Below are 26,711 nucleotides of genomic sequence, written 5' to 3'. Positions count from 1 at the left end.
ATGAATTTAATTATTCCAATGGCTGGAAAGGGAACTAGATTACGCCCACAAACTCTAACTACTCCCAAGCCACTTTTAGAAATTGCTGGTACGACTATAATTCAAAGAATTGTCGATCTTGTTGTTAAGGAGTCGAGTATAAAAATAAATAAGATTGGCTTTATTCTTGAAAAGCAGGACCAAAGTATTGAAAAAATGTTGCAAAATGTTGCGCAAAAAAATAATCTTTCTCATGAAATTTATTATCAAGGATTACCATTAGGCACAGCCCATGCTTTATATTCAGCAAAGGAGTTGTTAATGGGACCCGTTCTTATTGTTTTTGCGGACACAATTTTTCAAACAAAACTAAACTTTCCTTCTGAGTCAGATGGCTGCATCTTTGTAAAAGAAGTTGAAGACCCAAGCTCATATGGTGTAGTGCTTACAAACGCCGATGGTCATATTACAGAGTTTGTAGAAAAACCAAAAAAACCAATTTCGAATTTAGCAATTGTTGGCATTTATTATTTTAAAAGTGGTCAAGTACTACAACATGAGATAAAATATATTTTGGATAAAAATATAATTGAAAAGGGTGAATACCAACTTACTACTGCTTTAGAAAATTTAAAAAATAAAAATCTAAAATTCACTCCTCATAAAATACAACAGTGGCTTGATTTTGGAACTCCCAAAAATCTTCTTTCTTCTCACAAGGAATTATTAACAACCCAAAAGATAAAATATAAGGACTATCCAAATACAATTATAAAACCGCCATGTTTTATTGATTCAGGAGTTAAAATAAAGAACTCTAAAATTGGCCCAAATGTAAGTATAGGTAAGGATACAATCGTTTCATCTTCAGAAATTTCGGACACAATTATTCAATCTAATTGTAATATAAATAATGCAAATTTAAAAAACTCAATAATAGGAAAGTTTGTTGATTACGACCAAAACTTTACGGAGATAAATATTGGCGACTACTGTACATTAAAAAAAGAAAAATGAAAAAAATACTGATATATTCTTTTTTATTATTTGGCGTATTTTTACATGCGCAAGAAGAGTTTTCAAATCATATTTCAAAAAAAGAAATCCAATTTCTCAATAATTATTTTGAAGCAGAAAAATACAAGGTCTTAGAAGAGTATGAGAAATCACTAGTTTTATATGAAAAGTGTATTTCTATCTACCCAGAGGAGTCCTCACCCTATAACGAAATAGCGAAAATATATTTTTACTTGCAGGACTGGAGCAATGCAGAGTATTATATTAATGAAGCTATTTTATTAGATTCAAATAACAAGTGGTATTATTACCTGCTTCTAGATATATATTTTGTTCAAGGCAATCTACAAAGCCAAGTTATTGTATACACTCAACTTATCAATTTAGATAAAAATCAATTTACCTATTATATACAAAAGTTAGATTTATTAAGACAGTTAAAACAATACAAACAAGCAATCAAATTTACTAAGGAGTCTACTAAAATCTTCGGGAAATCGATAGTTTTAATAGAATCCGAAATTGATATACATCTTGCACAATCTAATTTTAAATTAGCTGAAAAAACAGCACAAAAACTAGTTGAATTTTTCCCAAAATCGAGCAGCAGCTACAGTGCTTTAGCAAGGGTCTATTTACATTTTAGTGAATATGAAAAAGCAATTTCAATATATAAACAGCTTCTTTTCAATGATTCTGATAATGCAGAAGCTTTGATTGCACTTTATCAAATATATTCTAATAAAAATGATTTAAGTGAACAGCAAAATTATTTGGCAAAAATTGCAAGTAATAAAGAGATAGACTTAGATACTAAGAAAGATATTTTTTATAAGCTATTATTAGAAAATGACTTTACTAAATTCACTTCTTTTCAAATGATTGTAGAGTCAGCATTAAAGCTTGCTCCTGAAGACCCACTATTAAATTTAATTTTAGGAGATATTTCCACAAAGCAACAAAGCCTCGATAAGGCCATTATTCATTACAAATACGCACTAAACTCCACACTCGTTAAAGCGGAATATGTTTATAATAAATTATTAGAAATTTTTTTTAAACAGAGTGATTATGCATCCGTCATAAGTACTGCCTCAGAGGCTATTGAAAAGCACCCCTTTAACCCAAGATTGTTTTACTTAAAGGCATTAGCTTACATAAACACAAATCAGCACCCAATGGCCTTAGAGACTCTTTTAAAGGGTGTTGATATAGTTATTGATGACCCTATTTTAAAATCAGAGTTTTATTCTTTATTGGGCGATGTTTATCATACTTTAGACAACCACTTAATGTCAGATGAATCATATTCTTTATCATTAGAATACAATAGCAACAATACATTTGTTTTAAATAATTATAGTTACTATTTAGCCCTAAGAGAAGAAAATTTAAATTTAGCTTTAGAAATGGCACGGCACTGCAATGCACTAACTGTTGATCAGCCTAATTCATCGTTTTTAGATACATATGCGTGGGTATTATATAAACTAAAGAAATATAAACTTGCGAAGGATCGAATATTAAAAGCACTAGAAATAAATACGAATAGCGGAACACTATATGATCACTATGGAGACATACTATATGAGCTAGGTGATGTTGCTAGCGCGATTATTCAATGGAAAAGAGCTCTAGCCTTAGATATAAACAATAAAGATTTAAAAAATAAAATATACACAAATGAATAAGTGTATAACGCTAATATCACTATTGTTATTATCATCCTGCAGTTTGATTTCAGGAAAAAAAAATAACTCTACAACTGTAATAGCTAATTTTTCTACTAATATCCTCTCTCAATCTTCGATAAAGTTAAAATTAAAAACAGATTTATATCGCGATAGTGCAGTCGTTCAAATTAATCCCTTGGTTGGCTTTTCTTTTGCAACACTTTTAATAAAAGACAATAGTATTTATGTTACTAATAATTTGACTAATGATAAAGTTACTTTTCCGATCAATGATTTTGACCCCGAACTTGATGTGAAAAAATTAATAAGGCTAGTTATAAAAAAAAAGAACTTCAATGATACTATGCACTACCAAAATCCCAATGTGGACTATATGTTTTATAATTATGACAATGTAGAAATTAAAAACACTAAAAATAAAATCCTTTCTTTACCACGGCAAATAAGCATCAAGCCAGTACATCAATTCAATAATCACAATCATGTTGATATAATGATAGACTATAAATTGATAAAACTTAACAAATAATAAATGCAAAATATGCGATTACATTTTATTGTTTTTTTATTGGGAGTTCCGGCTATTTATGCACAGACTTATGATCAGTTGTTGACGAAAAAGGATGATTTAATAGAAGAGTCTCGCGCCATTACTAGAACACTTGAAGAAACACAATCTATACAAAATAACACTATAGAGCAGTTAAGCATTGTTAATGAAAAAATCAGTATACAAGAAAAAATTTTAGAGCTACTAGAGGAAGAATTAATTGTTTTAGTAGATGCTCAAAAATCAATAGAAAATGAATTGGCAGAAACACAGAAGAGTCTACAATCATTAAAACAACAATATAGTATTTTAATTAAGCAAGCACACCATATTTCTCGAAGCTATAACAGGATTTTATTTTTTTTATCTTCTAATAGCTTTAATCAATTAGCAAGGCGAATGTATCATTTGCAGAAAATTGAACAAAATGCGAGACATTATTTTGAGCAGATTAATCAAATGCAATTAATAATTCAAGAACGCAAAAAACAAATAATTAACAAAAAAATCCTTCAAAGAGATGTTTCGTTTGAAAAACAAAATGAGTTAGTATTACTGTCCCAGTCTAAAATAGCAAAGCAAAATTCAGTGAATTTTTTAAAAAATAAACAAGACTCTTTAAGAGATGTGCTATTTGTTAAACAAGCAGAAACAAAAAAAATAGAAGAAGAAATAATTTTAATATTAGAAAAACAAAAAAATAATCAAGACATAACACCCGAGCTAACATTAATTTCAAAAAATTTTTTTGAAAACAAAGGCAGACTACCTTGGCCAGTAAACAAAGGCTCTCTTGTTAGTAAATTTGGCGAAGTCCCACACCCAATTCTCTCGGGAATTACAACAATGAATAACGGGATTGAGATTGCAACTAATGATAAATATGTAAGGTCAGTTTTTGATGGAGAAGTTACAAAAATTATTATTCTGCCAAACGGCTTAAAAGTTGTTATTATTCGACACGGAACATATTTGACAGTATATTCTAATTTATTAGACCTCAATGTATTTAAAGGAGACAGGGTAAAAACAAAGCAAACTATTGGTGTTTTGTACGAGAACGAAAAGACAGAGAGAAATTTAATTGGTTTCCAAATTTGGAACAATCGTAATAAATTAAATCCAACTCAATGGCTTACGAGTTATTAAAATTTAAAAATCTTTGTTACTTTAGATAAAATTTTCAAATATGAATACAGTATTTTTAACATTAGCTATATTAGGCTTGCCTGGAGGGGGTGAGTGGATAATCATTGCATTAGTTATTTTAGTATTATTTGGTGGTCGCAAAATTCCAGAGCTTATGAAAGGTTTGGGCAGCGGAATCAAAGAGTTTAAGAAGGCAAGCAGTGAAGATACATCAACTGAAGAAAACAAGGACAAGGAGATTAAAGACTAGCACGTTTTGAAAAACTATGATTCTTTTAAAGATATACAGGTCGACTTGCTTAGTGGAGAAATAGCGTGCGAAAAACTTGTTCAGAACTATCTCAAGAATATAACAAGGCTTTCTAAAATCAATGCGTTTGTGGAAGTATTTAGTGAGGAGGCGCTAAAAAGAGCAAAAGAAATCGATAAGAAGATACTGGAAAACCAAGCAGGAAAATTAGCAGGTTTAGTTATTGGTATTAAAGATAATATTTGTTATAAAAATCACGCTTGTACTGCTGCTTCGCAAATTTTGTCAGGTTTTAAATCAACCTATTCAGCCACAGTGGTAGAGCGTCTTATAGAAGAGGATGCAATTATTATTGGTAGATTAAATTGTGATGAGTTTGCAATGGGATCAAGTAATGAAAATTCTATTTATGGTCCTACTCGCAATCCAATTAATGAAGACTATGTTCCTGGAGGATCTTCGGGTGCTTCTGCAGCCGCTGTTGCTGCTAATCTATGTCACATTGCTTTAGGCTCGGATACAGGTGGATCGATTCGTCAGCCAGCAGCATTTTGTGGAATAATTGGACTTAAGCCAACTTATGGCCTTGTATCTAGACATGGGCTCATTGCGTATGCTTCTTCTTTTGATCAGATAGGTCCAATTGCAAAATCAATTTATGATATAAGTTTAATAATGGAAATTATATCAGGAAAAGACAACTTTGACAGCACGTGTACAGTAAAAAGTTTTACCACACAAAAAATATCAACAAACAAAAAAAAGAAATTTGCTATTTTGAATGAGGCTATAAATTTTAAGGGGATTAATCCAGGAATAAAAAATGAATTTGTAAAAATGCTAAACAATTTAGAGCGAGAGGGGCATCAAATTTGTTATGTAAACCTACCAGTTTTAGAGTATTTAGTTCCCTGTTATTATATTTTAACTACCGCAGAAGCATCATCAAATTTATCAAGATACGACGGCGTAAAATACGGCTATCAGTCTGATGATGGATTAATTAGTACAACTAGAAGTAAAGGTTTTGGCAAAGAAGTTAAAAGAAGAATACTTCTTGGTACATATGTTTTAAGTGAAGGATATTACGATGATTTTTATATCAAAGCTCAAAAGGTTCGAAGACTGGTACAGATCCAAACAAATAAGATTTTATCGAAACATGATTATATTTTACTTCCAACCTCACCTAATTTACCGTTTAAAATTGGAGAAAAAAATTTAAGGCCAACCCAGCTTTACAACGAAGATGTGTTTACTGTTCAGGCAAATTTGTCAGGACACCCTGCACTTTCTTTTCCTCTTGGACAAGTCGAGGGGGGATTTAAGGCATCAGCTCAGATAATTGGAAATTTTTTTACTGAAAAAGACTTATTAAATACTGTACAAAATGTTATTTAAGAATAATTATTCCCTATATATACCATTAATTATATTTTTGATAAGCTTTTTAGCTATATCTCAAGATAAAAGTTATTTGTCAGTATTTCCTTCAGATAAATTTTTATCCTATGATACAATGCTTTTAGATTTAGATTTACCAGAAACTCAATTTCAACCGAAAGAAAAATACAATGCTGAAGTTGTTGCTTTAAGGTTGGATTCATTAAATAGTTTGACACCAATCAATCTAGTTTACAACACTACGGTTGGTCAATATATTAAATTTTATTTACAACAAAGACCCGAACAAGTCTCTAAGTTACTTGCGCTTTCTGATTATTATTTCCCGATCTTTGAGGAGTATTTAGACAAACACTCATTACCATTAGAATTAAAGTATCTCCCTATTATAGAATCTGCTTTAAATCCAAATGCAAAATCCCCAGCCGGAGCAGTAGGCTTGTGGCAGTTTATGTATTATACAGGAAAGGAATACGGGTTGCGAATAAATTCATATTTAGACGAAAGAAAAGACATTTATTTGTCAACGAATGCAGCTTGCAGATACTTAAGTAAAGCTTACAAGGTCTTTAATGATTGGGAGTTGGCAATTGCTTCATACAACTGTGGTAGAGGAAATGTGACCAAAGCCCTAAGAAGGTCTGGAGGAAAACTTAACTATTGGGAGGTACGTCCCTTTTTACCTAGAGAAACTCGAAACTACATACCCGCTTTTATATCCATTGTCTATGTGATGAATTACGCTTCACACTATGGTATTTATCCGGATACAAGTTATCATTTTGATAGGCATAAAATAGACACAGTCTTTTTAAAAAGACCAGTAAAAATTTCTCACCTTGCTGAGGTTTTAGATATAAGTGAAAAATTCTTGGAAGAGTTAAACCCCGTCTATAAAAGCAAACTAGTTCCATATAAGAAAGGAGAAAACTTCCATGTTATATTGCCAGAATATAAATGGGGCGTCTTTTTAAATCATGAAGATAGTATCTATAGTATTTTGGGTAAAATGGAAGAATCAGAAAAATTAGACTACCCCCTTTTTAGTGATATAGAAAAAGTGAAGCACGTTGTTAAGAGGGGCGATTATTTAGGTCGTATAGCCAGGATATATAAATGTAAGGTTTCTGACATAATGATGTGGAATGATTTAAAATCTACCAAAATAAGAGAAGGGCAAAAATTATATATTTACAGAACCATCAAATAGCTAAAACGTTGACAAAGGCACAGCAGTATATTATTATCTCAATAGTTGTTTTATCTGGATTATTTTTTTGGTTATCTCAACTAAAACCAGAATTAGAGCTACCAAGCGCCATAGGCGACCCACTAGAATTAGTTGTTGTTAAGGATTTGTCAGAATTTAAAAGCGATTTTTATCAAACTCTAGCTAACTTGTTGAATACTGACATAGGCCCTTCTCCTCAGACAGAGATGATGTTAAATATTATTGAGATAGATAATAAAAAATTTACAGGAATTTTACAAAGGCACCACAATATTCTAATAATTTCAAAGTCACAGAATTTCAGTATCCAAATTAAAAAGGATGTTTTTGCCAAAGACCAAACAGTGATATTATTAGCCTGCAGATCAATACAGGATTTAGATTTACACAAAGTAAAAATCAGGCAATTAAATGATAGTATAAAAAGTGTCGAAATTGATCGTTTAATTTCCCAAATTAAAAAGAAGAACAATAAAAATTTAAGTAATAAAATTTCACAAAACCATCAAATTTCCATTCTCGTCCCTAATGGTTTCTTTTTAGCTCATGATGACACTAATTTGACCTGGATAAGAAGAGAGACGCCTAAACTAAGTCAGGGGATTTTTATTGCAAACATAAGTAAAGAATTACAAGAACAATTCTTCAAAGAGCCATCCAACGTAATTGATTCTTTAATAAAAGACCATGTTTCAGGGCCATTGTTAGGTTCATATATGATTACTGAGCGCAGTGCAACAGTAAAAAAAGATTCTATTTTGGTTAGTGGATTACCTATGATTAAGCATCAGTCTTTATGGCGCATTAAGAATGATTTTATGGGAGGTATTTATATGTGCTATGTTTTAAGCGAAGCTATCAATAGAGAACCGATCTTTATATATACATATTTATATTCTCCAGGTGAGGAGAAAAAAACATCACTAATTCAATTAGAGGCGATAGTACACACTATGTCTTTATTTAAAAACCGTAGTTAATAGCCACAATTAAATTTCTGCCAGGTGCACTCACTCCCGACCCAAAAGTTTTATAGTGAGCATTAAAGATATTGTCACACCCAAATTGCAGATTAAAGTTTGTATTAATACTGTATTTAACATAAAAATTTAAAGTCCACCAACTTGGACTGCCTGCCCAATTTGGAATTCCATTCATCTCATTTAAGAGAGGGGTCTCATCGATATTGTCAACCCCAGCTTCATCAAACTCGTCTGCAGGTTTATGACCTGCATAAAAACATAATAATTTTAGATCAAATAATTTTAATTTTTTTGTTATTTCAAGTTTTCCAAACAATGGGGGAATATGTGCAATGGGGCCTGACTCTAAACCCTTATTTATCCCCTTAACAATATTAAAATCCCCATTTATTTCGCATCCTAAAAGGTTACCGTAATAACCAAGTGTTGCACCATAAATGCTTAAACTTCCATCAATATTTTGATTCGCATAAGTATCTAGCATCATATCATCATAATCAGCTGCCCATGCTAACATAGTTGTATCAGGATTTGGGGAGAATTCATATGGGAAATTATCCTTTACAATGGCATTATATAGTCTTGTATAAAAACCAACGCCATAAAATGTCAGATTGCTATTAATTTTTTTTGATATAGAAAACTCTTGTGACAGTGAGTACTCGGGTTTCAGATCTATATTTGGAATGGTTAATATGCTACCTTTTTTAAACACCTTAAGCATATCATCTACATTAGGTGCATGAAAGCCCCGAGCAGTTACTGAGCTAATCTTCCACGAGTCACTGGGATAATATAGAATTTTAACATTTCCTGAAAAAATATGGTTTTTAGATGATAATTTGAGCCCTTCAATATTTGCAACCGGCCGATCCATTGAGTCTGGGTATGCCCCTTGAACATTTGAATAAGTGTAACGCATCCCAGCTTCTAATTGTAGGGTATGAGAAAATCTATGAAGTATATTAACATAAATTGCAGAACTAAATAAGTTGGATCCTTCAGGCGGGTACCTGGTGTCCCCGACCCCCCATATGTTTTCACCATTTGAATGTGATTTGGATTGAACATCATTATAAATTGTTTCAGATCCAAGATGTAATTTTTTTTTTCGAAAATTGGTGTTTAAACTATAAACATTTACTGTTTCGTATTGATGAGTCGGCAGATCATAATTCTCTCCCCCGCTTTCTACATAGTCAAGATAATCGTCCATATACCATTTGTGTCGCGACTCTTCTATTTTTTGGTATGCAACAATAAATTCAGACTTGTCAAAATATGTGTTATAACCAGTTAAATTTAAGCTACTAAATAACCTTTTTTGAGGGCCATAATAATATGAGTGGAACTCTAAGTTTTCTCCCGCTAAGCAGTTTCCATTGTCATCATACATGTACTTTACATTGCCATCATTTAATTTGTCAAATCTAGGGATATTAGAAGAATTTGAGTATTGTATGTTAGATGTAAACCTCCATTTTGAGTTTATTTTGATTAGGCTTTTGTTAAAAAAATCATATTGGCTATATGAAGTGCCTTTTTGTATTTCGGGTTCATCATTGCACTGAATTCCATTATCATCTACATAGTGATATATTAGCCCCCAAGTATCATAACCATGTGGTCTCCAACTACCCATTTTTAGGTCACCAAATTTTTTAATTGAAATGTTAGTGATAGTTGCGAATTTAGACGCTTCATAGCTTAAAGAGAAACTATTCTTTATTCCTTGGTATGCGCTACTATAAGAAGATGTTCCGCTACCACTCCATTTTTTGGAATTTTTAAAATTGACATTTTTAGTTTTCATATTAATGGTTCCACCAAGAGCGTCACTGCCATATAAAACAGAGCTTGGCCCAAATATAACCTCAATATCTTCTAGCATATATTCATCAACTGTTATTATGTTTTGAAGATGTCCAGACCTATAAATTGCATTGTTAAGTCGGACCCCATCTAGCATTAATAAAACCTTATTAGCTTCAAAACCTCTTATGTTTGGACTCCCTCCACCCATTTGACTCTTTTGTACACTTATGCCACCTTTTTTTTCTAATAGATCCGCAGTAGATACAACGTTTAGCTCGCGAATTTCAGCACTAGATATAAATATTTTTTTTTCAGCTACATTTGTAATATTATTAATGTTTTTATTTTCTTTTAAATTAATAGTTTGTAAAAGCTTATTACTTTTTTCTAGTTGCACAGTAGATTGAATTAACTTTTTGACTATTTTTTTCTCCTCATAATTTGGGTGTTGCATTGTCAAAAGTTCAGTTTTTTCAAACCTGCTTAGATTAACAAAGCCCTCGGAGTTAGATAGTGCACTTTTTGTATTTTTAGAATTAAAAACAGCTACATTTGTAATAGGGTTCTTTTCTTCGTCTAGAATTAGAATTTCTTGACCCCAAAAATTAATATGAATTAACATTATACAAATTATTAATAGCCTATTTTCAATCATTTAAAGTTTTTTATACTATTTATCAAAAATCATACCAATACTACATTAATTCTTTTATAATCTTTAGAGACTTAATGGATTTAATATTTGAAAGATGTACAGATATATAATTTATAATGTAATTAAAAACAGAATCATGAAGTTCTGAACTAGTTTTTTGATTTTGTAAATCATTAAATTCTATTTCGCATAAATGTTTAATTATACGGCTTTCTAGTTTAGGTGTTAGTTGCTTTGATTCATCTTTATTATTGTGTCTTTGAAAGACCCCGTCGGCTATATTTAGTTGAAAACATGCTTCTTTAGAATCCACCAAGTTACTTGTGGGACCAATGCCGGCGATTTTACAAAATTTCATTAAAAATAAATTGATAAAGCCGGTATAGTCATTTTGTGCTTTGTCTAGCCAAATTAGACTGTTAACGGTAAAATCATATATTTCATGATTTTTTTCAGTTAGAAGTTGGCTTAAAAGCTCGCATAATATTACAGCTTTATTAAGCTTGCGATTGTTAAAAATTAAATCAGAGTATGCGTATTCGACCGAAGCTTCTTTCACATAGAATAAGGTTCGATTATCTGAATGTCTATAAGTTATTTCAGCAATTGTTAGTGGTTGGGACAGAATAATATGTTCTTTGGTCTTTCTAATTATCAAACCAATAATACCCGAATCTCTAGTGTATATATTTGCAATAAATTGTCTATCCTTATACTGAGTAACCTTAAGAATAATTCCCTTTGTTGTCTTAAACATACTATAGTTAATTGTATATGAGAACTTTTTTAACTACACTTTTATTAAATGTATCATCTATGCATAAAAATAAATAGACGCCTGTTGAAACATTTCTTCCATCAAAATTTTTACCATTCCATGTGGCAGTTCCGCCTAAAGAATATGTTTCAAATACTATGTTTCCTGCAACATCTGTTATTTTAACATTTGTGTTGTTTTTTAAGCCAGATATCACAATGTCTCCACTAAAGTCTTTTTTAACTGGATTAGGAAAAACATTAACGTTATCAAACTCAACCATAGAGCTTGTGGCATTAGCTCTGTATGAACATAAACCTTGCCCAGTAACAAAAAAAACTTCTCCAGTATTATCTAAAATAGAAATATCAGAAACTGTATTATCCAGAAGTGGACTGTTTTCTTTTGTGAAATGAAGAACTTCCCTTGTGCCATCTTCGGACATTAAAAACACGCCATTATTATTAGTTGCAACCCATTTTCTATTGGCTTCATCAACCTCGATGTCTAAAATATTAGTGTTTTCAAATAAACGCTCCACATATCCATCAATTGTTTCAACCAAAATATAATCTGCACTATAATTATTGTTGTTGATAATGTTATTTGTATTAAAACATATTGATAACCCTTGAGCAGTCCCCACCCAGACAACTCCCTCCTGATCTTCTGCAAAGCAATTAACAGTTTGACTTGCTAAGCCATTTCCGGTGCCAAGTTTTTTAGATGCCATTCCACTGCCTGATTCTGAAGCAACGATTAGTCCTTCATTTCTAAGCTGAATCCAAAACTGATCATTACTTGTACACATTATCTTCCCNACCATTGAGCTAGTTGATAAACTNGGTATTGTAAATTGTTGCCACTCATTNTTGGATAACCTNACTAGAGGCTTTTCTGCTTGGCTATTTGTTATCCATAAATCGTTGTTATTGTCATAGGCTAGCCCACCAATTCTAATCCAACCCTCATTAGTGGCGCTTTGTAATAAGCTGTTTTCAGCATTGTAAATAGTTGTAATAGAATCATCATTTAATTCTATTAAGCCACTATTCCATGTGCCCACAAAAAAACGATTTTCATTTTTGGGGTCCCCCGATACCGCAATTACATCGTAGATATTTAAATTAACAAGTTGACTTGATTGAGACCACATATAATTTTTGTACAGTGATAATTCTTTATAATTGTAATTGTTATTCCAGGATGAATTAATTCCACCATGTGTAAACATAACACTGTTTTTGTGAGCAAAAATAGAACCTTGATCTATTGCTGCCGGTCCGTTTGGTGCAATGATGTTTATTTCCCTTAGGTCATACCAACTATTTTTACCTGTTATTAATCCAAATTTTTCGCTACCGAGAAATACCATTTGATTGTTGATATAATTTTCAGATAATACAGCACTTTTTATGCTTGTAGCTGTGTTTAGGTCATTGATTTCATTGGTGTTTTTTGACAATAGGCTTTCTAGACTTTGTGAATCAAAACAATCCCCCCCACAAGCTCCTAAAACAATAACTTTTTCTGTATAGTTGTCATTGGTAACAGTAACAGCATAATTGGTGCTGGCATTATAGTTTAAGTCAATAATTTCACCCGGCACTTCAGTTTTAACCACAAAAAGATTTAAAGATGGGGAAAAGGGTTCCATGTAAGCGATTGTATTAAATTCAAAAAAATTATATTTAGAGTCCTTAACCCACGGTATGTCGAGCTCATCGAAGTTAATATCAGTGCCTATCACCAATCTCTTGCCACCCTCATCTTTTAGGTCAATGCCATCTATTTGTAATATAGGAATATTTGCAATGCTAACTATTGAATCGTAATTCCCCTGAGCGAAAGAAAGCCTAGAGTCATTTTGCCACACATCTAAATCTAGTAGATTTTCATTTTTATCTGCGTAATACAGCCCATTATTGGTGCCTAAAAATATTTTATTAGCTAGAAAACTGTCCGACGGAGTGTAGATTGATTCATCAAAAACAAAACTTTCATATATTACAGCATTAATCCCGTTGTTTGATAAATAACAGGTTTCTTTGATCTCAGCTTTTTCAATATCTAATACTACCAGTCCAAAAGGACAAGACAGGTAGGCTAGTTTATTATCAATAAATATGTGGTTGATAGTTTTTGTTGTAAGTGTATTAGCCAAATTTATGTATGGAATGTTAATTACATTTTCATTTGATAGTAGGTCCACATTGCCGTTACTATATCCTATAATCAATAGATTATATTCTGAACTATATGATAGGGCAGAAATATCCATGGACGATAAACCATTAAGTACAGAGTAGGTTTCGAGGCTGTAGTCTTCTCGATCATATATATATAAATTAGATTTTGTGCCGACGTAAACACTATTGTCTACTTCTAACACTATGTTAGCATTCGAGTAATTAAGATGCATATCCCACTGACCCACAGGAATTTGAGATGTTGCCTTGAAAGATAAAGCAATAATTAAAAAAAATATGTAAAAACTTCTCATTATAACTTATTTTCAAATATAACGAATATCTTTACTATTTTGGTAATTTTGTACACCATATATGGCCCTGTAGTTCAACTGGATAGAATAGCAGATTTCGGCTCTGCCGGTTGCAGGTTCGAATCCTGCCAGGGTCACAAACTTCTTTTCATCGCTTTACGCACCTTTATAATCTCATCTAAAAAAACAGATTAATTTGCTACTATTATTTATATTTATGTAAAGCTATGTAAATACATATGAAGCAATTTACCCAACTATATGCACTGTTTAATGTCGGTTACAGGACATAAAACCGAAAAACAATTCTTAAATTACATTTATATTTTTTGCTATAAAACTCGTATATTTGAAGTATGAATAAATTGCCACTTATATTATTATCTTTAGTCCCGTTTTTCGTGTTTTCCCAGTGTGTTTCTGGAGACTGCACTAATGGGCAAGGAGAATATAAATATAAAAATGGAACCTATACTGGCGATTTTGTTGACGGGACACTAACCGGAAATGGGCTTTTTAAAAGCAGGAAAGGCTACACATACTCTGGGAATTGGAACCAGGGAGAGAAAAATAAATTTGGTGAAGAAAGTTTCAAGCGTGGCCATACTTACAAGGGGGAATTCGCATCAAACTTAAAGCACGGAAATGGTACCGCCTGGTTTCCTAGCACCAGGTTTATTGATGAGATAGTTTATACAGGTGAGTGGTCTAATGATGTAATTTGCGGCGAAGGTGAACTAAGTTATGTTAGAGAAGTCAAGTATGGTAGGTCTAAAAAAATCGAAAAAAACAAATTAAAAGGAACGTTTGTAAATGGTGTTTTTCAAGGAAGATTAACTGAGGAATATGAAGATGAAATTCTTTGGTCCTCTTTTGGACTGAAGTCGGAAGATTTTAGATACTATAAGCGATTATCAGAGCGGGACTATAAAAAATTAAAAAACCCTGCAGCCATAGAGGGTTCTATTATTCTCTCATGTGAATGTCTCTCGGGCTTTGCAATTTTTGAAGGTGCATCTATTTTTAGAAAAAATTTATCTTGGTGGAGCAGTTCGATACCGCCTAAAACAAAATCAATAATCTTAGCATCTCGTCAACGAGAATTTGATATTATACAGTGGCACGCCAAAGAACTAGAGATTGAGTTAAACAAAAAAAAATTACCATGTAATAATGAGTCAATTCTAATTGCCTGGGAGGCTCTCAGTTTAAAAGAGAGAGAATGTGTTCAGATAAGAAAAAACTATAGCGTAGAAACGGCATGGAATCCAAAAAAAGGCGGTGCTATTAAGAATCCTGTTCCTCAGCAAAAGTGGAATAATAGAATACAAAAAAAATTAGACAAGACTGAAAAGGTCTGTCAAAAGGTGCAGTCTAAAATTAGAAAAAGATTAGAAAAAAAAGACGATACTATATGTTTGAGCGGATCTTTAAATCCAGCAACTCTCCCCCAGAAGGTTGTCTCAAAAGAAGAATTGGTTGAAAATAAAAAAATTAAAGACCCGATTGAACTTAGGTTTGTCAGAAATAGCCAACTACATTAACCGGCTAAGAGACTTAAAATAAAAAAACAAAAATTTAATAAATTAGTTACTATGAGGTATTATTTATATTTATTTATTGCTATTCCATTTATTTCATTTTCACAAATACAAGTTAATGAGATTTTTGCAGATAATGGCGCATGTTGTCTAGATGATTCTTTGGAAACTGAGGACTTTGTTGAGATTATCAATACTGGCCCTGCTCCCGTAAATATTGCAGGGTATTTTTTCGGCGATGGAAATGGCGGAAGTATTATTCCCTCTGGTTACCCTGAACTTACCACTGTAAGTAGTGGTCAGGTCTTATTGCTTTGGTTTGATAATGACCCGGAACAAGGACCATTACATATCGACGCAAAGCTAAATAATGACGGTGAAGTTGTTTTATGTTTAAATGAAGATGGTGACACCATTATAAATGTTGCTTTTCCTGCTCAAATTGAAGATGTTTCGTACTCTGCTTTTCCAGATGGAGCTCCATATAGCCTTGGCTGGGACTTAACCATGTGTCCAACTCCGGGAGAGTTCAATGAGCCATGTCCACTAGTAGAAGGCTGTACTAGTGTTAATGCGTATAATTATAATCAGGATGCCACCGTAGATGATGGCTCTTGTATGTTTGACGATATATCGGGACTCATCATAAATGAATACTCTGCGGCTAATTGTAACCCAGACGGCAGTGATTGTGGCGATTACGAAGACTGGATTGAGTTATATAATAACTCTAACAACTCAATAGATCTTGCAGGATATTTCTTAAGTGACAAGATTGATAATATCACAAAATGGCAGTTTTCAAGCTCAACGGTTATTGAGCCGGATTCGTATTTAATTGTATACGCCTCAGGACTTGATCCTACACTTGATATATCTAATACAAATACAAGCTTTAAACTAACACAAACAAAGTCTTCCGAGTATATTGTCTTAACAGACAGCAGTGAACAGATAGTTGATTATAAAAAGATAGATCGTCATCAATTAACTCATTCATGGGGAAGAAATGGGGAATCTGAATGGCGAGTATATGAGAGTCCAACTCCAGGCTATAATAACACTTCATCTACAGGATATAATAGCTATGTGGCTGTTCCTACTTTTGATGTGCAGTCTGGTTTTTTTAATAATTCAGTTGACCTGAGCTTATCTTCAAATGACTCGGAGGTTGACATTTATTATACACTAGACGGTTCTTTCCCTGATGCAAATTCAAATTATTACACTGCCCCCATTTCGATTAATAACACAACTGTAGTCCGCGCTGTTGCTATTTCACAAAATTCAAACTTTTTGTCTAGTTTTTCAGAAACGAACACATATTTTATTAATGATAATCACAGTTTATATGTAGTGTCAATCGCAGGAGATGAAGTTGATGAATTAATTAATGGTGATTATGGCAATAGGCCTATTGGTTCTTTTGAGATTTTTGATCAAAACGGCGATCTTATCGATGAGGCCGTCGGAGAGTTTAATAAGCATGGTAATGACTCTTGGGCATATGGTCAGAGGGGACTTGATTACATAACAAGAGATCAGTATGGCTATAATTACGCAATTAATGATAAATTATTTACTATTAAAAACAGAGATTCCTTTCAAAGGTTAATTTTGAAGGCCGCAGCAAACGATAATTACCCATTTACTTTTGGTTCACCGGCGCATATTAGAGATTCATATTGCCACAGTTTATCTCAAGTTGGTGACTTAAGGATGGATGAGCGCTCACATGAGTCATGCATTTTATATGTTAATGGTGAGTACTGGGGGGTTTATGATGTTAGAGAAAAGGTGGACGATTTAGATTTTTTAGAACATTATTATGATCAAGGAGAAGGTTATGTAGATTTTTTGAAAACTTGGGGGAATACTTGGGTTGAGTTTGGTAATAATGCAACCAATAATGAATGGGACAACTTAGTAGATTTTATTACTAGCAATGATATGTCAGACGCAGACAATTATGACTATGTAAAGAGTGTATACAATACTGGAAGCTTAATCGACTACTTTATTTTAAACTCATATGTCGTTGCTATGGATTGGTTAAACTGGAATACAGGATGGTGGAGAGGAAGGAACCCGGATGGCGACAAGAAAAAGTGGAGATACATTTTGTGGGACATGGATGCCACTTTTGATCATTATGTGAATTATACAGGCGTACCAGATACAAGTTCAGATGCTGATCCTTGTGATCCAGAGGAACTCGGTGATCCTGGTGGACAAGGACATGTCCCTATTTTAAATGCCTTATTTGATAATCCAGATTTTGAAGCCAGTTATATTAACAGATATGCAGACCTGTCAAACACTATTTTTAGCTGTGATTTCATGATTAGTCATTTAGATAGTCTAATAACTATTATTGATCCAGAAATGCCTAGGCAGATTGAAAGATGGGGGGGTGATTATTCAGAATGGCAAGAAAACGTACAAGAGCTTAGAGACTTTATTCTAGACAGATGTTCAGATGAGTTTGTTGAGGGCATGGAAGACTGTTATGATGTTGAAGCAGTCGATTTAACTGTTATAATTGAAGGGCAGGGCGAGGTTTCTATTAATACGATCGACATTGAGACTCTTGATAGTCCCTGGACGGGGATTTATTACTCGGGTCTTCCAGTTGAATTAGAAGCAAGTTCAAATAGTGATGAGTTATTTAATTTTTATTGGGAAGTAATCGATGGGGATGTTGTTTTAGACGATCCCACAGACCCGAATCTAGTATTTGACATAAATGGCCCTGTAACAATTGTGGCATATTTTGATGCATGCGCATCTGTTCCAACAACAGATATAATTGGACCAACAGCTGTTGAAGGAGGTTCAATTTGGCAGTATACCTTTCCTTCTGAATTTACCAACACGTCTGAGTGGAGTGTTTCAGGTGGAGAAGTTCTGTTTACTTCATCGTCTGAAAATACTATTGGTATTCAGTGGAATTATGGTACTGGAGAGGGTCAGATAGTTCTAACTCAATTTAATACACTTGGAGAGTTGGAGTGTTTGTTTGTAAATATTGTGATTGAGGAGGTTGCACCAACATCTACAACAGAGCTTGATTATACAGAAAACTTAATAGTTTTTCCTAGTCCCGCTTCCACAGGGCTTAAAATTTACACTGACGCAAAAGTTCTTCAGTCTATTTCCTTATTTGACATGGCTAGTAAAAAGGTTTTTTCATGTGTAAATGCAGATATCAATACTGATGGTGCATTTACAATTGACGTTAGTTCTTTTAATACTGGGATTTATTTTGTAAGTATTCAAACAGAAATTGGCGTTTTTGTCGAAAAGGTATCCATAAGCAGGTAGCTAAAGCCCTGATAAGCAGCGGGTTAAAAAAAAGGAGCCGCTGGAGGCACTCTTTCTTTTTATACACCAAATCACCTTGTGGGGCGTCAGAAGCGGCCTTAAATTAAATTAACAGATTAGCATGTTCCATGTGGAACATTACCTTCCCATGTAAACTAAAAGCACGCTAATATCAGAAGGGGAAACCCCAGAAATCCTAGAGGCCTGTCCTATTGTCTTTGGTTTTATTTTGGTAAGTTTTTCTCTTCCTTCACTTGAAATAGATTTAATTTTTGAAAAATTGAAATCTTCGGGAATTTTGATTGATTCTAGTCTATTAAATTTTTCAACATTTTCCTGCTCTTTTTGAATGTATCCGGAGTATTTTATTTGTATCTCGGCTTGCTCTATAGCTTCTTGGTCATCATTATTTTTTTGAAAGAAAGATTCAAATGCTTTTGCCTCTCTTATATCTTCAAAACGTATGTTTGGGCGTGATAAGAGTCTCTCAAGCCTAGTGTTTCTTGAGATGGTGCTTTCACCCAAACTTTCCAGCTTTGGGTTTATTTCATTGGGCTGTATGTTTTTGGACTTTAAAGTATCAATAAGCTCGTTTATGTACGCAGTTTTGCGCTCCAGTCTTTTTATTCTTTTCGTTGTAGCAAGCCCAATTTTTTGTGCAATTGGGGTTAGTCTTAAGTCGGCGTTGTCCTGCCTTAAAATTATCCTATATTCTGCTCTTGACGTAAACATTCTATATGGCTCATCAGTGCCCTTTGTGACTAGGTCATCAATAAGTACGCCAATATATGCTTCATTTCTTTTTAAGATAAAAGGGTCTCGTTTGTCAATTTTAAATGCTGCATTTATTCCTGCCATCAACCCTTGACATGCGGCCTCTTCATAGCCTGTTGTTCCATTAATTTGCCCTGCAAAGTACAGGTTGCTAATTGGTTTAGTTTCTAGAGTGTGAAAAAGTTGAACTGGCGGAAAATAGTCGTACTCAATTGCGTATCCAGGTCTAAAGAGTTTTACTTTTTCAAAACCTGGTATTTGTTTTAGTGCTTCATTTTGAATATTTTCTGGGAGAGATGTTGAAAAACCATTAACGTAAATTTCACACGTTTCCCGCCCCTCGGGTTCAATAAATATTTGATGTCTTTCTTTTTCTGCAAATCTTGTTATTTTATCTTCAATCGATGGGCAATACCTGGGGCCTAGGCCTTGTATTGATCCATCAAAAAGAGGTGATTTCTCAAACCCGTCCCTAAGTATTTTGTGGACACTTTTGTTTGTGTAGCTTATATGACAAGGTATTTGATTAGTTATTTGGTATTTGTTCAAAAAACTAAAATTTTTAGGATTTGTGTCTCCGCAATCTTCTTCAAGTTTATTAAAATTAATTGATCTGCCATCCACTCTTGGAGGAGTTCCGGTTTTCATTCTTCCTGTTTTAAATCCAGCTTTTTTCAGTGATTCTGATATCCCATATGAAGCAGATTCGCCTGATCTCCCGCCTTTAAATTTTTTTTCTCCTACGTGAATTTTTCCGTTAAGAAATGTCCCATTTGTAAGAATCACGCATTTAGATTTAATAGTCATGCCGAGTGCGGTTTTTACTCCTTTGATTTTCTTGTTTACAATAACTAAATCTGTCACCATATCTTGCCAGAAGTCTATATTTTTAATGCTCTCCAGCTTTAATCTCCATTCTTTTGCAAACTCCATCCTGTCGCTTTGAGCTCTTGGACTCCACATTGCAGGTCCTTTTGATTGGTTTAGCATTTTAAACTGAATCATTGTTTTATCTGTAATTTCTGCCGAAAGTCCGCCAAGTGCATCAATTTCTCGAATTATTTGACCTTTTGCAATCCCCCCCATAGCAGGATTACATGACATTTGTCCAATGGTTTGCATGTTCATAGTAACTAGTAGCGTTTTTTTGCCCAGCTTGGCGCTTGCAGCGGCTGCTTCACAACCAGAATGTCCCCCTCCAACTACAATAATGTCATAATTTCTTGAGAACATAATTATTTATTTAATAGGTTTATATATTGGTTTTCTTTTTGTGTCATTATTTTTTTTTCGGATTCTGTTTTGTCGTTATAACCTAATAGGTGCAGGACTCCATGAATCATAACCCTTTGCAACTCACTTGCAAATATAGTCTTATATATTTTTTTATTTTCTTTTACTCTCTCAATACTGATAAAGACATCTCCAAAAATATTTTTTTTATTATTGATGCGATTTATTTTAGGAGGAGTTGTTTGAAAGGTTATAACATCAGTTAGGTATGTTTTTTCTAGATAGGTTTTGTTAATTTTTTTTAGATATTTATCAGAGCAGAATATAAAGTTTATACATCCAATACAAAATTTTTCGTTCTCTAAACATCGTTTTATCCAACTTTTAGCGGGCAATTGATGCTTGTAGTTTTTTATATCTTCAAAAAAGTAATTTATTTGATTCACATTAAGTACTTTTTTATTGTAACATTTTGTTAAAATATTGGTCAACCTTTTCTTGATAAAATCTGTTTATGTTAGGAGGCTGTGTCTTTAACATCTCGTTTTGTCGTAGTTTTTCGAGTTCATATTTGTGCTGAATCTCCTGGATAATTCTTTCAAACTCTGTTAGATTAGTTTTTGATTCTCTTCTTTCATCTTCACCTTGTTCTCTCATTGCGTTTTCAATTTCGATTAGTTTGGTTACAATCTGTTTTTGTCGATTAAGAGATTCATAGGTTATTTTTTTATTTGCTATGTCTTTTTCGGTTTTTTGCATTTCATTAATAGTGTTGTTCAATTTATTCATTGCATCTTTATTTTGCATTTCTTTTCTTAAATCTTCAAGTGAGTTGCGTATTAATTCTTGTTTAGCTAGCATTTCAACTAGTTGTTTGGACTGTTCCCCTTTTTGCATATTATTTGTCTCCCCCTTTTCTAATTGTTTTTTTAAATTTTCCATATGTTTATTTAATTCCTCTTGCATTTTTTTTAGGTCCCCGGGTTTTGGAGAACCCTTTCCAGGCTTTTCACATTCTTGTGTGCTTGGAAGGTCACTAGCCATTTCTTCTTGCATGCTCTCTAATATTCCAGACAACATAACGGCAAGATTATTAGCCGAAGTCATAACAAATTGTTGGTCCTGGACAGCCTTTAATGTTTCTCGCTCTCTTAAATGGTCTATTGCTGAAATTGTTTTTTGGTCGATAGCGTTTATCTCACGATTTACTTTTGATGATATTTGCGGCACTCTTTTGCTTAATGCAAATAGCGAGTCTTCAATTATACTTGAAGCATCTCGTAGGTCCTGTTGCTTATGCATTAAGTCGATATATTGCGGGTTGTTTTTATTTATTTCTTGAAATGATAGCAGTATGTTTTCTTCTTCAAAAGAGAAATAAACTAGATTCTCTAAAATTTGTCTTAGTGCCTCCATGTCTTCATAGCTTTTTGTTTTGTCGTTTTCTTTTTTCATTTGGCTAAACAAATCGGCTAATTCCATTAGATTTTGAGCAGTCTTTTTTTGTGTTTTACTTGCTCGTTTTTTATTCTTTTTTTCAAGTTGATTAAATCCCTCTTTTAGTTCTTTGGTAATCTCGTCTTCTTGTGTTTTCGTATCCAGCAAATCCTGTTTGTTTTCTAAGTTTTGATTTAGTTCTTTCAGCTTTTGGATTTCTTGCTGTGTTTTTTCAAATTGATTAAGATGTTTTTGCTGTTGATCTAATCTCTCTTTATTATTCAAGCTGTCTAATGAGAGATTTAACTGCTCTTTGCTAAGTGTTTCTAATTGTGAAATGACATCAATAAGCTGTTGTTCAAATTCAACTTGTTTAAGGATTTCTAAATTTCGATCAAGTTCTTTTTCTAAGTCTTCATTAGATAGTTGTAAGTCTTTGATTTTTTTTTGTAGGTCATCTTTATTTAATTCGTCCTTCAGTTTGTTTAGTTCTTCATAAAGGCTTTTAATTTCTTCGGGCATAATTTCGTTAAACAATTTTTCTAATTGTTGTTGCTTCTTTATCATTTCTTCAGTTGGGTTCGTAGATGCGTTTAGTTTTTCAAAATTTTCTTTTGTTTCTTTTTTTAGTTCTGTAATTTTTGATTCAAAAGCCTTTTGTTTTTGCAAAATTTCATCTAATCTTTTTTTGTCCCTCCAGTCCAGAGAGTCTTTTTCAATTAATATTTTTTCAAAATCGATTAATTCTTTTTTAAGATCTGCAAGTATATCTATTTCGGATTCAATAGATTTTTTAACATCATCTGTTTTGTCAGCAAATTCATTTTTGATTTCCTCTCTTGTTGGCATATTTATTATAATTAACTCACTGGTTGTGGTTTTGAATCCGTTTATTTTATCATTATCAGATACTTTTAAATAGCACTTAATTTTTTGACCAGCTTGTGCTTGAGCTGTAATCAAATCAAGACTGTAAATGAATGACTGCGAAGTTAAATCGTTATTTATAGCGATTGTGTCAATGATTACACTTGTGTTTCCAATTATTTCACTATAAAATACTAAGCTAGAGAAACCATAGTCATCATGAATTACACCAGATATTAGCGATTTATTTACTTCAGGCTCTTTATTTGCTACAATTTGAATACTTGGCGGTGAATCTTTAAGAACTTTTATGTTGTAAAAAGTTGTATCTGTGAAATTGACATGTTCATTAGCTAGTGAGATTGCATATTCAGTGTCAACATAAATCCTTTTACTAGCTGAATAATTATTGTCCTGAACTTTATTTGTGGGGGTGTTTTGATCGTTTATGTTGAAAATAATACTATCTGTCTGAAGCGTTTTTATTTTCCAGTTTACCAGACTCCCTTCGGGTATGCTTATAGTTCCTAGGTTTTTTAATTTTTGTGTTGAAGTATTTGTGTATTTCGGCGGACTAATGGTCAAAGCATAACTTTGAATTTCAGGTCTAGAAAGAACTCGGATGTTGTATTCTTGTGACAACTCATTATTAGCAGAAAAATAAAATGAAATGTCAGTTTGTACATTTTTAAATTTATGTGAGTACTGGTCAATAGCTAACTTTTTTAATTTTTTGATATTATTGTTATAGTTAATAAATACCTCTTTCGGTCGCTCTTCACCATAAATTTCTAATATTAAATTAATATTGTCTTTTTCTATGACATCAATTGTGTCAGAATCAAGTTTAAAATAAAAAGGTGCTGGCTTTATGAACTCGTTATTATAATTGATAATTCTATGAGTGCTTTCGGAGATAACAATTTTGTTGCCTGAAAGAAAAAGTGTTAAAATAATTCCTAGCGGGATTAATAAGTATTTACTATAATTTAATGTTTTTTTCCAGTCAACTGCTCGCTGAAAGGGTGTAAGTTCAATTTCTTTTATTTTTTGATTAATACTTGCCTGAATTATTTCATAATTCCCAGAATCAATATCATTAAGTTCTAGAATATTAGTTAGTTTATCAGATACATCACTAAAATGTTTTCCAATAATTTTAGCTGCCTCTTGGTGCGTTATAGTTCCAGTTAGGTTTAACATTTTTAATAGAGGACGTAAAATAAACCAAATGCAGACTATTGCAGCTGTAAATAAATATGTCCAAAACAAAATTGTTCGAATAAGACCGTTAAAAAAACCATAGTGCTCAATAATTGCAAAGACAATTAGTGTTAAAGCTAATCCAATTAAAGAATAAATTGTGCCACGGAGTATTTGATTTTTATAGTATTCGCGAACAAATATATTTAGTCTTTCAAGAAGAGTTGTGTAGTTGCGGTTCATTATACAAAAATAGTAATAAAGACAAATTGAAGATGTTAGATTTAATTATATTTGCTTTTACATTTATATTGATTATTAGTATGAGTTCTGAACAAAAAAATATTAGAGTACGTTTTGCACCTAGTCCAACAGGTCCATTGCATTTGGGTGGAGTTCGAACAGCTTTATATAATTTTTTGTTTGCCAGAAAACATAACGGCAAATTTATACTCAGAATAGAAGACACTGATCAAAAAAGATTTGTTGATGGTGCTGAAAAGTATATTCTTGATTCATTAAATTGGTGTGGTTTAAATCCTGATGAGGGTCCAGGTTTAGGTGGAAGTTTTGGTCCTTATCGACAGTCCGAAAGAAAAGAAATATATTCTTCGTTTATTCAGCAGCTTTTGGAGTCCAAGCATGCATATTATGCGTTTGATACACCAGAAGAGCTAGATGCAATGAGATCTAAANTGAAGTCATCGGGTGTTCAGTCGCCAACATATAATAGTATTACAAGAGAAAGCATGAAAAATTCTTTGACTCTCCCCTCTGAAGAAACAAACAGACTAATTTCTTCTGGGGAAAAGTATGTTGTGCGGATAAAGATGCCAAGAAACCAGGAGGTTAAGTTTGAAGATTTGGTTCGTGGCTGGGTAAGTGTAAACACAAACCATATTGACGACAAGGTAATTTATAAATCTGATGGTATGCCAACTTATCATTTAGCAAATGTTATAGATGACTATTGCATGAAAATCACTCACGTTATTAGAGGAGAGGAGTGGCTTCCTTCAGCNCCACTACATATTTTTTTATATGAATGTTTTGGATGGCTGAGATCGGCACCTAAATTTGCGCACCTCCCGTTAATTTTAAAGCCTGATGGAAACGGAAAGTTAAGTAAAAGAGATGGAGATAGATTAGGTTTTCCCGTATTCCCAATTAATTGGACCTCTCAAGAAGGTGAAGTGTTTCCTGGTTATCGTGAAAAGGGCTTTTCAAGTGATGCATTTGTTAATATGTTGTCTTTTTTAGGATGGAATCCAGGAACTGATAAAGAAGTTTTTTCAATGACAGAGTTAATTTCGGCGTTTTCTTTAAATCGAGTAGGTAAGTCAGGTGCAAAATACGACTACACTAAAACGAAGTGGTTTAATCAACAGCATTTAAGGCTTAAATCGGATACAGATTTATTTGAGTTGTTGATATTAAAAGATGATTCTATATTAAATAATTTCTCAAAAGAATTTATATTAAAGGTTATTTCATTGGTTAAAGATCGGGCAGTTTTCGTGTCTGATATTTTTGATGAAGCATCATGTTTTTTCAATGAAAAAATTGATTTTGATTCATTAGCTATTGAAAAAAAATGGAATAAACAGATGATCCCTCATTTAAACAATATTTTAGACTCTTTAGTGGCTCTTGAAGAGTTTGTGGCAGAAGATATAGAGTTAGTTTTTAAAAACTATCTACAATCAAATAATTTAGGTTTTGGAAAAATCATGCCAATGTTAAGAATTGCGGTTACCGGTAAAATAGCAGGTCCATCACTGTTTATTGTGATGGAATTACTTGGATCAAGCAAAGTTCAAGGTCGCATTAAGTATGCTTTAAATACAATTGTATAGTGGGAAAAATTTTAATTCGGGATTTAATTTTGTATAGCTATCACGGTTGCTATAATGAAGAGAATAAAATAGGATCAAAGTATAAGTTAAATATTTGGGTTGAAGGTAATTTTTCAAAAGCTGAAAAGACGGATTCGCTATTTGATACGGTTGACTATGTTGCACTTACTGATTTAGCTGCAAAGGAGATGTCAAAATCATCTAAGCTAATTGAACATGTTGCAGATCGAATTATCACAAAGATAATCAATAAATGGCCGCACATAGAACTTGCGGGGTTGACAGTAATTAAAATTTCTCCCCCTATGAATGAACTTGTTAAATCTGTCGAGTACACTGTTGAACGACGTCAGCAATAAAGCGCAATTTTATTTTGTATAACTTTTTTTATTATGTTTGCAGTCTAAATTCAGGTCGGATGGCCGAGTGGCTAGGCAGTGGTCTGCAAAACCATCTACACCGGTTCGAATCCGGTTCCGACCTCTTTTT

Annotated in this window: 18 protein-coding genes and 2 tRNA genes; 14 read left to right on the top strand and 6 right to left on the bottom strand. The window is 32.8% G+C overall.

The genetic code is table 11. From position 1 onward, the window contains the following. Genes CBD51_005820 through CBD51_005785 form a run of 8 tightly spaced genes read left to right on the top strand, consistent with a single transcriptional unit; the run spans position 1 to position 8,254 of the window. The gene (locus CBD51_005820) at positions 1 to 996 is read left to right on the top strand and encodes a nucleotidyltransferase (GenBank protein ID RPG58012.1); all 996 of its coding nucleotides are present in this window, start codon (positions 1 to 3) and stop codon (positions 994 to 996) included. Further along, positions 993 to 2,687 carry a hypothetical protein gene (locus tag CBD51_005815; GenBank protein ID RPG58011.1) on the top strand — a complete coding sequence of 565 codons (1,695 nt, stop codon included), beginning with the start codon at positions 993 to 995 and terminating at the stop codon, positions 2,685 to 2,687. The genes CBD51_005820 and CBD51_005815 overlap by 4 nt, the downstream gene beginning before the upstream one ends. Continuing rightward, complete coding sequence (locus CBD51_005810; protein RPG58010.1) at positions 2,680 to 3,219, top strand: hypothetical protein; 540 nt, start codon at positions 2,680 to 2,682, stop codon at positions 3,217 to 3,219. Before CBD51_005815 ends, CBD51_005810 begins: the two co-directional genes overlap by 8 nt. 3 nt (positions 3,220 to 3,222) lie before the next feature. Continuing rightward, the gene (locus CBD51_005805) at positions 3,223 to 4,389 is read left to right on the top strand and encodes a hypothetical protein (protein ID RPG58009.1); all 1,167 of its coding nucleotides are present in this window, start codon (positions 3,223 to 3,225) and stop codon (positions 4,387 to 4,389) included. A gap of 40 nt (positions 4,390 to 4,429) precedes the next feature. Beyond that, positions 4,430 to 4,639: a twin-arginine translocase TatA/TatE family subunit gene (locus CBD51_005800; GenBank protein ID RPG58008.1), complete on the top strand. Its 210-nt coding sequence runs from the start codon at positions 4,430 to 4,432 to the stop codon at positions 4,637 to 4,639. Between the two features lie 6 nt (positions 4,640 to 4,645). Beyond that, a complete protein-coding gene (gene gatA, locus CBD51_005795; protein RPG58007.1) occupies positions 4,646 to 6,040 on the top strand; it encodes an Asp-tRNA(Asn)/Glu-tRNA(Gln) amidotransferase subunit GatA in 1,395 nt (464 codons plus the stop codon). Continuing rightward, a complete protein-coding gene (locus CBD51_005790) occupies positions 6,030 to 7,253 on the top strand; it encodes a LysM peptidoglycan-binding domain-containing protein (GenBank protein ID RPG58006.1) in 1,224 nt (407 codons plus the stop codon). Before gatA ends, CBD51_005790 begins: the two co-directional genes overlap by 11 nt. Further along, positions 7,199 to 8,254: a DUF4837 family protein gene (locus CBD51_005785; GenBank protein ID RPG58005.1), complete on the top strand. Its 1,056-nt coding sequence runs from the start codon at positions 7,199 to 7,201 to the stop codon at positions 8,252 to 8,254. Before CBD51_005790 ends, CBD51_005785 begins: the two co-directional genes overlap by 55 nt. Here CBD51_005785 and CBD51_005780 read toward each other — a convergent pair. The 3 genes from CBD51_005780 to CBD51_005770 are packed head-to-tail and all read right to left on the bottom strand — an operon-like array spanning position 8,238 to position 13,987. Next, positions 8,238 to 10,727: a hypothetical protein gene (locus CBD51_005780; protein RPG58004.1), complete on the bottom strand. Its 2,490-nt coding sequence runs from the start codon at positions 10,725 to 10,727 to the stop codon at positions 8,238 to 8,240. The genes CBD51_005785 and CBD51_005780 overlap by 17 nt on opposite strands. A gap of 40 nt (positions 10,728 to 10,767) precedes the next feature. After that, positions 10,768 to 11,484, bottom strand: coding sequence for a DNA repair protein RecO (recO, locus tag CBD51_005775; protein RPG58003.1), 717 nt, complete (start codon positions 11,482 to 11,484; stop codon positions 10,768 to 10,770). Positions 11,485 to 11,491: 7 nt separating this feature from the next. Then, on the bottom strand, positions 11,492 to 13,987 hold the full coding sequence (locus CBD51_005770; protein ID RPG58002.1) for a T9SS C-terminal target domain-containing protein: 2,496 nt from the start codon (positions 13,985 to 13,987) through the stop codon (positions 11,492 to 11,494). A 63-nt stretch (positions 13,988 to 14,050) separates the two neighbouring features. Here CBD51_005770 and CBD51_005765 point away from each other — a divergent pair. From CBD51_005765 to CBD51_005755, 3 genes are all read left to right on the top strand, one after another. After that, a tRNA-Arg gene (locus CBD51_005765) sits at positions 14,051 to 14,127 on the top strand. Positions 14,128 to 14,343: 216 nt separating this feature from the next. Then, complete coding sequence (locus CBD51_005760; GenBank protein RPG58001.1) at positions 14,344 to 15,531, top strand: hypothetical protein; 1,188 nt, start codon at positions 14,344 to 14,346, stop codon at positions 15,529 to 15,531. A gap of 51 nt (positions 15,532 to 15,582) precedes the next feature. Continuing rightward, positions 15,583 to 18,852, top strand: coding sequence for a T9SS C-terminal target domain-containing protein (locus tag CBD51_005755; GenBank protein ID RPG58000.1), 3,270 nt, complete (start codon positions 15,583 to 15,585; stop codon positions 18,850 to 18,852). Positions 18,853 to 18,990: 138 nt separating this feature from the next. Here CBD51_005755 and mnmG read toward each other — a convergent pair whose 3' ends face one another. Genes mnmG through CBD51_005740 form a run of 3 tightly spaced genes read right to left on the bottom strand, consistent with a single transcriptional unit; the run spans position 18,991 to position 24,609 of the window. After that, complete coding sequence (gene mnmG / locus CBD51_005750; GenBank protein RPG57999.1) at positions 18,991 to 20,859, bottom strand: tRNA uridine-5-carboxymethylaminomethyl(34) synthesis enzyme MnmG; 1,869 nt, start codon at positions 20,857 to 20,859, stop codon at positions 18,991 to 18,993. Between the two features lie 2 nt (positions 20,860 to 20,861). Further along, complete coding sequence (gene ybeY, locus CBD51_005745; GenBank protein ID RPG57998.1) at positions 20,862 to 21,305, bottom strand: rRNA maturation RNase YbeY; 444 nt, start codon at positions 21,303 to 21,305, stop codon at positions 20,862 to 20,864. Between the two features lie 13 nt (positions 21,306 to 21,318). Then, positions 21,319 to 24,609, bottom strand: a complete 3,291-nt coding sequence (locus CBD51_005740) for a hypothetical protein (protein RPG57997.1) — start codon at positions 24,607 to 24,609, stop codon at positions 21,319 to 21,321. Between the two features lie 80 nt (positions 24,610 to 24,689). Here CBD51_005740 and CBD51_005735 point away from each other — a divergent pair, with 80 nt between their 5' ends. The 3 genes from CBD51_005735 (at position 24,690) to CBD51_005725 (ending at position 26,705) form a co-directional block, all read left to right on the top strand. Further along, positions 24,690 to 26,222, top strand: a complete 1,533-nt coding sequence (locus tag CBD51_005735; protein ID RPG58087.1) for a glutamate--tRNA ligase — start codon at positions 24,690 to 24,692, stop codon at positions 26,220 to 26,222. Continuing rightward, entirely contained in the window at positions 26,219 to 26,581 is a 363-nt protein-coding gene (folB, locus tag CBD51_005730) for a dihydroneopterin aldolase (GenBank protein RPG57996.1), read from the top strand. The genes CBD51_005735 and folB overlap by 4 nt, the downstream gene beginning before the upstream one ends. Positions 26,582 to 26,634: 53 nt before the next feature. Continuing rightward, positions 26,635 to 26,705, top strand: a tRNA-Cys gene (locus CBD51_005725). The last annotated feature ends 6 nt before the right edge of the window (positions 26,706 to 26,711 follow it).

Source organism: Flavobacteriales bacterium TMED191, assembly GCA_002171975.2.
Taxonomy (GTDB): Bacteria; Bacteroidota; Bacteroidia; order Flavobacteriales; family TMED113.
The sequence above is the reverse complement of the archived record's forward strand: the minus strand, read 5'-3'. Positions and strand labels throughout refer to the sequence as shown.